The 11,624-nt window shown below is 75.5% G+C and carries 3 protein-coding genes; all 3 read left to right on the top strand.

Annotated features, from left to right (window positions below):
* Nucleotides 1-9,217, top strand: a 9,217-nt coding sequence (locus ACZ5GP_RS33830) for an amino acid adenylation domain-containing protein (protein ID WP_468754498.1), incomplete at its 5' end; no start/stop codon positions are given.
* A gap of 65 nt (nt 9,218-9,282) precedes the next feature.
* Nucleotides 9,283-10,620 carry a cytochrome P450 gene (locus tag ACZ5GP_RS33825; protein ID WP_468754497.1) on the top strand — a complete coding sequence of 446 codons (1,338 nt, stop codon included), beginning with the start codon at nt 9,283-9,285 and terminating at the stop codon, nt 10,618-10,620.
* A gap of 22 nt (nt 10,621-10,642) precedes the next feature.
* Nucleotides 10,643-11,599 (top strand): TauD/TfdA family dioxygenase, encoded by a 957-nt coding sequence (locus tag ACZ5GP_RS33820; RefSeq protein WP_468754496.1) that lies wholly within the window; start codon nt 10,643-10,645, stop codon nt 11,597-11,599.
* The last annotated feature ends 25 nt before the right edge of the window (nt 11,600-11,624 follow it).

Here is an 11,624-nt window from a genome sequence, read left to right as displayed (position 1 = left end):
CGTGCGTCCGTTCCGGGACCATCTGGCGTGGCTGGCCGAGCAGGACCGGGACGCGGCCGTACGGGCCTGGCGCGGCGCCCTCGCCGGCCTCGACGCCCCTTCCCTGCTCGCCCCCGGCCTCAAGGGCACGGCCGAGCGGCCCCGCCGTCTGGAGAGGGCCCTCGACGCGGCGACCTCCGCCGCGGTGGTGGGGTTCGCGCGGGGGCGTGGGGTGACGGTGGGTGCGGTGGTGCAGGCGGCGTGGGGGGTGTTGCTGGGTGGCTTGGTGGGGCGTGGGGATGTGGTGTTCGGGGTGACGGTGTCGGGGCGTCCCGCGGAGTTGGACGGGGTGGCGTCGATGGTGGGGTTGTTCATCAATACGGTGCCGTTGCGGGTGCGGTTGGATCCTGCGGAGTGTCTGGGGGATCTGGTGGTGCGGGTGCAGGGTGAGCGGGTGCGGTTGCTGGCGCACGAGCATCTGGGGCTCGCGGAGATCCAGCGGGTGGCCGGACACGGCGAACTCTTCGACACCGCGCTCGTGGTGGAGAACTACCCCCCCGGCGCCGGCACCACCGAGATCGTCCCCGGCCTCACGGTCACCGCCACCGACGGCTACGACGCCACGCACTTCCCCCTCGCCCTCGCCGTACACCCCGACGACGTGCTGCGCCTGCGGCTCGACTGCGCCCCCGGCCTCTTCGACGACCGCGAACTGGCCTCCGTGGCCGACCGCTTCACCCACGTCCTGCGCCAGATCTGCCGCACCCCGGACCGGCGCGTGGCGCAGGCCGAACTGCTCACCCCCGCCGAGTCCGCCGACCTGGACGGACCCCGCGGCCGGGGGCCGCAGGCGCCGCCGCACGCGTTCTGGCACCGCCTGGTCGAGCGGCGTGCCGCCCGCAGCCCCAGGAACACCGCGGTGACCGACGAGGGAACCTCCCTCACCGCGGCCGAGCTGAACGAGCGGGCCAACCGCCTCGCGCGCCTGCTGATCGCGCGCGGCGCGGGGCCCGAACGCTTCGTCGCCGTGGCCGTACCCCGCTCGGCCGACCTCGCGGTCACCCTCCTCGCCGTCGCCAAGGCGGGCGCCGCCCACGTGCCCGTCGACCCCGCGCACCCGGAGGAGCGCACCCGGCTGGTCCTCGCCGACACCGCGCCCGTACTCCTGGTCACCACCGGCGAGGTCGACCTCACCGCCCACACCGTGCCCACCGTGTCGCTGGACGCGCCCGTCACCCGCGCCGACCTCGCGGCGCTGCCCGGCCACGACGTACGGGACGAGGAACTGGACCGCCCCCTCGATCCACGCCACCCGGCCTACGCCGTGCACACCTCCGGCTCCACGGGCCGGCCCAAAGCGGTGGTCGTCACCCATCAGGGCCTGACCGCCCTCGCCGCCGGACAGATCGCGCGCTTCGCCGTGCGCGCGGACAGCCGCGTCCTGCAGTTCGCCTCCACCACCTTCGACGCCTCCGTCTCCGAACTCCTGCTCGGCCTGCTGTCCGGCGGCACGGCCGTGTTCGCGTCCGCCGACCGGCTGCTGCCGGGCCCCGGCCTGACCGCCCTCCTCTCGGAACGGCACATCACCCACGTCACCCTGCCCCCGGCGGTACTCGCGGTCCTGCCCGACGGCGCGGTGCCCCCCGGCGTCACGATCACCGTGGCCGGGGACGCCTGCAGCGCGGAGGTCGTACGCCGCTGGGCACCGGGCCGCCGCCTGGTGAACGCCTACGGCCCCACCGAGTTCACCGTCTGCGCCACCATGACCGAGCCGCTGGCGCCCGACACGGGGGTCCCGCCCATCGGCCGCCCCACCACCGGGGCCACGGTCCACGTCCTGGACTTCGCGCTGCGGCCCGCGCCGCCCGGCGCCACCGGCGAGCTGTACCTCCGCGGACCCGGCCTCGCCCGGGGCTACCTGAACAACCCCGCGCTCACCGCGCAGCGGTTCGTCGCCGCGCCCGGCGGCGGCCGCATGTACCGGACCGGTGACCTCGTGCGCCGACGGGCCGACGGCACCCTCGACTTCGTGGGCCGCGACGACGACCAGGTGAAGGTGCGCGGCTTCCGCGTCGAGCCGGCCGAGGTGGAGGCCTGCCTGAGCGAAGAGGCCGGGGGCGCCCGCTGCGCCGTGACGGCGGACGGCGAACGCCTCGTCGCCCTGGTCATCGCCGAACCGGGCACCGACCCGGACCCGGCGGCGCTGCGGGCCGCGCTCGCCCGGCGGCTGCCCGCCCACCTCGTCCCCTCCGCGGTCCTGTTCGTGGACGACCTGCCGCTGAACCGCAACGGCAAACTCGACCGCGCCGCGCTGACCGTCCCCCGCGCCGGGACCGGCCAGGCCCTGCGCGGCCCGCGCACCCCGCACGAGGAGATCCTGTGCGGCCTGTTCGCCGATGTCCTCGGCCTCGACGCGGTCGGCGTCGACGAGGGCTTCTTCGACCGGGGCGGCCATTCCCTCACCGCCGCCCGTCTGGTCACCCGCGTCCGTGACGCGCTGGGCGCGGAACTCTCCGTGAGCGACGTCTTCCAGGCCCCCACCGCCGCCCGGCTCGCCCTCCGGGTGGCGGAAGCCGGCACGGCCGGGGCGGCACTGCGGACGGGGGCCCGCCCGGAACGGTTGCCGTTGTCGTTCGGCCAGCGGCGGCTGTGGTTCCTGCATCAGCTGGAAGGGCCGGGCGCCGCGTACAACGTGCCGTTGGCGCTGCGGCTCAGCGGCGGGCTGGACCGGGAGGCCCTACAGCTCGCGCTGGCCGATGTCGTGGCCCGGCACGAGAGCCTGCGCACGGTGTTCGCCCAGGACGCGCGGGGTGCGTACCAGGCGGTCCGGGAAGTGGGCGACGCGGCACCGGAGTTCGCGGTGGCGCGCTGCTCGGAGGGCGAGCTGGCGGAGCGACTGGCGGCCGCCGCGCGGCACGCCTTCGACCTCCAACGGGAACTCCCCTTGCGGGCCGTGCTGTTCGAGCTGGGCACCGACGAACACGTACTGCTTCTGCTGGTGCACCACATCGCGAGCGACGGCTGGTCCGTCCGCCCGTTGGTGGGCGACCTGAAGACCGCCTTCGCGGCACGAGTGGCGGGAAACGAGCCGCGATGGCGGGAGTTGCCCGCGCAGTACGCGGACTACGCCCTCTGGCAGCGGGAGTCGCTCGGCTCCGAGGACGACCCGGACAGCGTGATCACGGCGCGGATCGCGTACTGGCGCGAGCGGCTCGCCGAACTGCCCGCCGAGATCGAGCTGCCCGCGGACCACCCCCGCCCGGCCACCGCCTGCGACCGGGGCGGCCGCGTGGAGTTCACCGTGCCCGCCGAGGTCCACGCGGACGTGGTGCGCCTGGCCCGCGCGTCGGGAGCGACGGTGTTCATGGTGCTGCAGGCGGCGTTGGCATCGCTGCTCTCGCGCTCGGGAGCCGGTGAGGACATACCGATCGGCGCGCCCGTCGCGGGCCGTGGCGACGCGGCCCTGGAGGGCCTGGTCGGGTTCTTCGTGAACACCCTGGTGCTGCGGACGGACCTGTCGGGCGACCCGACGTTCCGGGAACTGGTGGCCCGCGTACGGGAACGGGACCTGGAGGCGTACGCCCATCAGGACCTGCCCTTCGAGCGGCTGGTGGAGATCCTCAACCCCGAGCGCGCCACCACCCGCCACCCCCTCGTCCAGACCGTGCTGACCTGCCACACCGCCGACGACATCGCCGCGCTCGGCGCCGCGAGCGACCTGCCGGGGCTGCGCACCGAACCGGTCCCGGTGGACACCGGCACCGCCAAGTTCGACCTCGACCTCGAACTCGGCGAGAGCCTCGCCGACGGAGCCCCGGCAGGCATGACCGGCACCCTCGCCTACAGCACCGACCGGTTCGAACAGGCCACCGCGCGAGCCCTCGTCGACCGGCTGCTGCGGCTCCTCGCGGCCGCCGCGGCCGACCCCGACACGGCGGTCGCCGACCTCCCGCTCCTCGACACCGCCGAGCGGGAACACGTGCTGAGCCTCGGGCGGCAGGCCGGCGCGTACGTCCTCGACGGGCGGCTGCGCCCGCTGCCGGTGGGCCTGGCCGGCGACATCCACGAGCTGACCGACGAACCCGGCGACGGCCTGCTCGCCGACCCCTTCGCCCCGCACGGCCGGTGGCTCCGGGCGACAGGGGAAAGGGGCCGGTGGACCAGAAACGGTGAACTCCGGCGCCGGCACGGGACAGAGCCCGACGCCGGAAGCGGAACCGCGCGCCGGCCCGCGGGCGCACCGGCCCCGGCGCGCCCGACGGCGCCGCGCACTCCGCACGAGGAGATCCTGTGCGGCCTCTTCGCCGACTTCCTCGACGTGCCGGCCGTGGGCCCCCACGAGTCGTTCTTCGCCCACGGCGGGCACTCCCTGGCCGCGATCCGGCTGATCAACCGCGTCCGCGCCACCTTCGCCGCCGACCTGACCATCACCGACTTCTTCGAGCACCCGACCCCGGCCGGTACGGCCGCGCTGCTCGGCGCGGGCGACCGCCCGGCCGGCCCCGTCCTGCGCGCGGGCCCGCGCCCCCGACGGCTGCCGCTGTCCTACGCGCAGCGCCGGCTGTGGCTCCTGCACCGGCTGGACGGCCCGGGCGCGGCGTACAACGTACCCATGGCCCTGCGGCTGCGCGGACCGCTGGACGAGACGGCGCTGCGCGCAGCCCTGCGTGACGTGGTGACGCGGCACGAGAGCCTGCGCACCGTCTTCGCGGAGGACGCCGACGGCCCCCACCAGACGGTCCTCGCCGGCGACGCGGTCATCCCCTGGCACACGGCGGACGTGCCGGAGGAGGAGCTGACCGAGCGTCTCACGCAGGCCGCGCGCACGCCCTTCGACCTGTCCGGTGACCTCCCCGTGCGCGCCTTCCTGTTCCGCACCGCGCCGGACACCTCGGTGGTGCTGATCGTGCTGCACCACATCGCGGGCGACGGATGGTCGGTCGGGCCGCTCGCCCGGGACTTCGCGGCGGCGTTCGCGGCCCGGTGCGCGGGCGCCCAGGCGGACCCGCCCCCGCTCCCGGTGCAGTACGCGGACTACGCCCTGTGGCAGCGGGCGGCGCTGGGCGGCGAGGACGACCCGCACAGCGCGCTCTCGCGCCAGCTCGACTTCTGGCGCGCGGAACTCGTGGACCTGCCGGTGGAACTGGACCTCCCCGTGGACCGTCCCCGGCCGGTGGTGGCCGCCCAGCACGGCGGCCGCACGGAGTTCACGGTCCCCGCTGAGGTGCACGCGGACATGGTGCGCCTGGCCCGCGAGACGGGCGCGACGGTGTTCATGGTGGTGCAGTCCGCGCTCGCCCTGCTGCTGTCACGGCTCGGCGCGGGAGAGGACATCCCCATCGGCGCGCCCGTCGCGGGCCGCGGGGACGCCGCTCTGGAGGACCTGGTCGGGTTCTTCGTGAACACGCTGGTACTGCGGACCGACGTATCGGGCGACCCCTCCTTCCGCGACCTCGTGGCCCGCGTGCGCCACGCGGACCTGCGCGCCTTCGCCCATCAGGACCTGCCCTTCGAGCGGCTGGTGGAGGCCATCGACCCGGAGCGCTCCGCCGCCCGCCACCCGCTGTTCCAGGTGTCGCTCACCGTGGAACCCGCCGACGCCGACAGCGCGCCCCCGCTGCCGGACGTCCCCGGGCTGACGGCGGAATCCGTTCCCGTGGGCACCGGCTCCGTCAAGTTCGACCTGTCCTTCGCCCTCGGCGAGCGCCCCGAGGGCGGCTGCACGGGCTCACTCCAGTACAGCGCCGAACTGTTCGACCAGGAGAGCGCCGAACTCATCACCGCCCGCCTGGTACGCCTCCTCGCCTCCGCGGTGAGCGAACCGGACCGCGCCGTCGGCGCCCTGGAGCTGCTGCCCCCCGGCGAACGCCACCGGCTGCTGACCGAGTGGAACGACACCGCCGACGGCACCGACAGCGCCCCCCTGCCCGAGCTGTTCGAGCGCCAGGCACGGCGCACACCGGACGCGACGGCGCTCGTCACGGACGCACGCGAGTGGAGCTACGCCGAACTCGACGCACGCGCCAACGCCCTCGCCCACGAGCTGATCGCCCGTGGTATCGGCACCGAGGACGTCGTCGCCCTGCTGCTCCCCAAATCCGCGGACCTGATCGAGTGCGTCCTGGCCGTCGGCAAGGCGGGCGCGGCCTGGACCCCCGTCGACCCCGCCCTCCCCGACGCCCGCGTCACGACCCTGCTCACCAACTGCGCCGCCGCCCTGGTCCTCACCGACCCGGCGGGCGCCGCACGCGTCCGGGACGTGCCCGCGGCCGCCGTGCGGGACCTCGACCCGGGCAGCCGGCCCCGGCACGCGCCCACCGACGGCGACCGGGTCCGCCCGCTGCGCCACGACAACGCCGCCTACGTCCTGCACACCTCGGGGTCCACCGGCGTCCCCAAGGGCGTCGTCGTCCCGCACACCGGCCTGGCCGCCCTGGCCGCGGAGGAGCGGGAGCGGTTCGCGGTGCGCCCCGACAGCAGGGTCCTGCAACTGTCCGCGCCGGGCTTCGACGCCCTGGTGCTCGAACTGACCATGGCGTTCACCGCCGGCGCCGCCCTCGTCGTACCGGAGCCGGGGCCCCTGGCGGGCGACCTGCTCGCCGACACCGTCGACACCCACCGGGTCACGCACGCCCTGGTGCCGCCCGCCGCGCTCGCGACCGTGCCCCGGCACCGGCTGGCCTCCCTCTCGACGCTCGTCGTCGGCGGCGAGGCGTGCGGGCCCGAACTCGTGCGGCGCTGGGCCCCCGGCCGGCGCGTGGTCAACGCCTACGGGCCCACCGAGTCCACCGTGATGGTCTGCGCCTCCGACCCGCTCGACGGCGCCGACGGCGTACCGATCGGCCGACCGGTCCGCCACACCCGCGCATACGTCCTCGACGCCGCCCTGCGACCGGTCCCGGTCGGCGTCCCCGGCGAGCTCTACGTCTGCGGCGACGGGCTGGCCCGCGGCTACCTCGGGCGCCCCGCGCTCACCGCCGAGCGCTTCGTGGCCTTCCCGTACGGGGCGCCCGGCGAACGCGCCTACCGCACCGGCGACATCGTCCGCCGGCGCCGCGACGGCCGCCTCGACTTCCTGGGGCGCGGCGACGACCAGGTCCAACTGCGGGGCGTCCGCGTCGAGACGGGCGAGGTGGAGGCCGCGGTGGCCACCGCGGAGGGGGTCGCCACCGCGGTCGTCACCCTGCACACCGCCGAGGACGTGCCCCGCCTGGTCGCCTACGTCGTGCCCGAGCCGGGCGCCGCCCCCGACCCGGCCGCGGTCCGCGCGCACGCCGCCCGCGTGCTGCCGCGCCAACTGGTGCCCGCCGCCGTCCTCGTCCTCCCCGCCCTTCCCGCGACCGCCCACGGCAAGCTCGACCGCGCCGCGCTGCCCGCACCGGACTTCACCCCCCTGAGCCGCTCCCGCGCGGCCACCGGGACCCGCGAGGAGACACTGGTCGGCCTGTTCGGGGACGTCCTCAACGTGCCCGGGCTCGGCGTCGACGACGGCTTCTTCGACCTGGGCGGCGACAGCATCCTCGCCATCGACCTCGTCGCCCGGGCCCGCCGTGCCGGCCTCGTCCTGACGCCACGTCAGGTCTTCGAGCACGCCACCCCGGCCCGGCTCGCCTCCGTCGCTGCCGACGCCGCCGGATCCCTCGCGGAACCCCCGGGCAGCGGCGTGGGCCCGGTGCCGCTCACCCCCATCGTCTCCTGGCTGCGCGACAGCGGGGCGCCCGTCACCCGCTTCTGCCAGTCCACGCTCGTCCACACCCCGCCCGGCCTCGGCGCCGAGCACACCGCGAGCGCGCTCGCCGCCCTGGCCGACCACCACGACGCGCTCCGCCTGATCCTCACCGACGACGACGGCCGGTGGGAACTGCGCGTGCGCGAGACGGGCTCGACCGGCGCCGGCGACTGCCTGCGGCACGTGGACGTCAGCGCGGCCGACGACTCCGAACTGCGGCGCGTGCTGGCCCGCGAGGGCGAAGCGGCCCGTGCCCGGCTCGACCCGACGCGGGGAGCCGTCCTCCAAGCGGTCCTGTTCGACCGGGGGCCCGACCGGGCAGGGATGCTGCTGCTCGTCGTGCACCACCTCGCCGTGGACGCCGTCTCCTGGCGGGTCCTGCTGCCCGACCTCGCCGAAGCCTGCCGGGCCGCCCGCGGCGGACGACGGCACGACCTCCAGCCGGTGGGCACCTCACTGCGCACCTGGGCGCGGCGCCTGGCCGACCTGGCACAGGACCCCGCGCTGGCCGCGGACGCCCCCCGCTGGGTCCGTACGCTGCGCCCACCCCGGGTCACCCTGGCCGACCGGCCCCTGGACCCCGCCGTGGACCTGGTGGCCACCGCGCGACGGCACACCACACGGCTGTCGCCGCGGACCACCGCGCTCCTGCTGGGCGAGGCCTGCGCCGCCTACCGGTGCGAGCTCAAGGACCTCCTGCTGGCCGCGCTGGCCTGGGCGGTGGCCGACTGGCGGGACGCGAACGGCGCCGCGGCCGTCGTCGTGGAGGTCGAGGGGCACGGCCGTGACGAGGACCTGCTGCCCGGCACGGAGCTGTCCCGTACGGTCGGCTGGTTCACCACCACCCATCCCGCCCGCCTCGAACTCCCCGCCCCGGACCGCGCCCAGGCCTGGTCCGACCCGGGCGCGGCGGGCCGGCTCCTGAGCGCCGTGCGCGAGCAGCTGGACGAGCTGCCCGAACGCGCCGCGGGGTACGGGCTGTTGCGCCATCTCAACGCGCACACGCGCCCGCTCCTGTCGGACCTGCCCGCGCCGGAGCTGGCCTTCAACTACCTGGGCCGGCTCACCCGGAGCCTCACCGCGGGCCCGGAGGCCTTCACCCCCGTGGCCGGTCACGACACGGGGGGCGACCAGGACCCGGCCGCGCCCCTGGCCCAACTCCTCGAGCTGACCGCCCTGGTCGCGGACGGCGACGAGGGGCCCGCGCTGGCGGCCACCTGGACCTGGCCGGCCACCGCGCTGCCCCAGGAGCGGATCGGCGCGCTGGCCGATCTGTGGGCCGCCGCGCTGGAGGCGTTCGCCCGGCACTGCGGCGCCCACGGCGGTCTCACCCCCGCCGATGTGGCCGTGGCGCACATGAGCCAGGACGAGATCGACGCGTTCGCCCTCGACCTCGAAGACCTCGAAGACTTCGATGACCTCGACGACAGCGCCGACGGCGACGGGTCCGGGGCGACGCGGACCGGGCCGGGTGAAGGTCGCGGGGCGGGGTCTTTTGGCCCCGTCTGAACGATCTGGTCCGGCCGCCGCCGTACTGGAAGAGTCAGTGGCATTCACCGACCGGGGGTACCAACATGCCGAACGTGGAGGAGCTGCGCAGCGCCGCGAGGCTCCAGTACAAGCGTGCCGTGCTCTGGAGCCACGCGAGGAGGGGCGACCTGGTCTGCCGCCTGATGCTGCACGAGCATCTGGCCGACCCGTATCCGCTGTACGAGGACATCCGGGCCAAGGGGCCGGTGTACCGCAGCAGGGCCGGCGTCCAGGCCGTGACGGCGCACGAACTGTGCGGTCAGGTGCTGCGGGACTCCGCGTTCGGGCGCCGCAACGAGGACGCGGGCCCGGCGGCCACCGCCGACGGCGCCCCGGCCGCCACCGACACCCCGGCCTCCGCGGACGGCTCGGCCGCCACCGGTCTGCCGGACTCCGGCGACGCCCCGGCCGGGGGCACCAACGCCTCCTTCTTGGACGGTGAGGTGGCCGACCACATGCGGTGGCGACGGCTGGTCGCCCCCGCGTTCCGCACCCGCAAGATCGCCGAGTACCGGCACCGCACCGAGGAGGTCGCCCACCGCCTGCTCGACGCCGCGCTGGACCGGGGCGGCGACTTCGACCTCGTCACCGACTTCGCCTCCCCGCTGCCGATCACCGTGATCAGCGAACTGCTCGGCATCACCGACGTCGACGTGGACCGCTTCGCCCACTACGGCCTGGTGACCGGCCGGGCCATCGACGGGGTCCGCTCCGTGCGGCAGGCCACCGAGTTCCGCGAGGCGGCCGCCGAACTCGACGCCATGTTCACCGCTCTGGTCCGCAGGCGCCGCGACGAACCCGGCGACGACCTCGTCAGCGACCTGCTGCGGCCGCAGGACGGCGAGCGGCTGCCCGAACAGGAGATCATCGGCACCTGCCAGCTCCTGCTCACCGCCGGGTTCGAGACCACCACGAACCTGGTGTCCAACGCCGTACTGCGCCTGCTGTCCGACCGCGGGCAGTGGGACGCCCTCGCCGCCGACCCGAAGCTCGCGCCCGCCGTGGCGGAGGAGTCGCTGCGCTACGACCCGCCGGTGCAGTACTCCATCCGCGTCGTGCGCGACGCCATGGACCTCAAGGGCGTACCGCTGCCCGCGGGCGCCGTCCTGATGCTCGTCCTCGGCGCCGCCAACCGCGACCCCGACGTCTTCCCCGACCCGCACCGCTTCGACATCACCCGCTCCGACGCGGGCCAGCACCTGGCCTTCCTCAGCGGCGCCCACTACTGCGTCGGCGCCCCGCTGGCCCGGATGGAGGCCGATGTGGCGCTGAGCGTCCTCGCCGAGCGGCTCCCCGGACTGCGGCGCGCCGGGCGGCTGCGGCGCCGGCCCACGGCGGCGCTGCGCGGCCTGCTGAACCTGCCCGTCAGCGCCGGACGCTGACCCGACCCGGGAGGAGGACCCCATGCACCCCGACCCGCAGCGGGCCCCGTTCGTCCTCGACGCCGCGCACCACCGCACCGTGGCCGACGCGGCCGAGTGGCTCTCGGCGCACCACGACGACCTGCACGCCCTGCGCCGCGAGCACGGCGCGGTGCTGCTGCGCGGCCTGCCGTACGGCACGGCGCGGGAGTTCGCCGTGCTGCGCGACCGGATCGTGGGGCGCCCGGCCGATTACGTGGAGAAGGCCACGCCCCGCAGCGCGTACGGCAAGGGCGTGTTCACGGCGACCGACGTTCCCGCGCGGCGGCGCATCCGGCTGCACAACGAGAACAGCTACGCGCTGAGCTTCCCCCGGCTCCTGGTGTTCGGCTGCCTGATCCCGTCGGCCACGGGCGGGGAGACCTTCCTCGGCGACATGCGCGCCGTCGTGGAGCTCCTCCCCGACCGCCTGGTGGGGCGCTTCGCCGACGAGGGGTGGACGCTGGTGCGCAACTACTGGGGGCACTACGGGCTGACCTGGCAGGAGGCGTTCGCCACCGACGACCGCGACGAGGTGGAGAAGTACGCGGCCGCGCAAGGACTCACCACGAGCTGGCACGGCGACCGGCTCACCACCACCCAGCACCGGTCCGCGCTCATCCGCCACCCCGAGAGCGGTGACACGTGCTGGTTCAACCACGTCGCGTTCTGGAGCGAGTGGAGCCTGTCGGAGGACGTACGCGGGCTGCTGCGCGAGGAGTGCGGCGACGACCTGCCCTTCCGCACCTTCCACGGCAACGGCGAACCGGTGGGCCGGGCCGAGATCGAACTGCTCAACGACGCCCACGAGAAGGTCAGGACCGCCGAGCGCTGGCAGCGCGGCGACCTCATGGTCGTCGACAACATCAGGCTCGCCCACGGCCGCGAACCGTTCCAGGGCGAACGGGAGGTCCTCGTGGCGATGGGCGACCCGGTCGACCGAGCGGAGTGCGAGCTGTGAGCCCGGCCCGGCGGCCCACCGGCGG

It is taken from the genome of Streptomyces sp. NPDC031466, from assembly GCF_055581265.1.
Note: the sequence above shows the minus strand (reverse complement) of the source record. Positions and strands in the feature narration are given on the sequence as shown.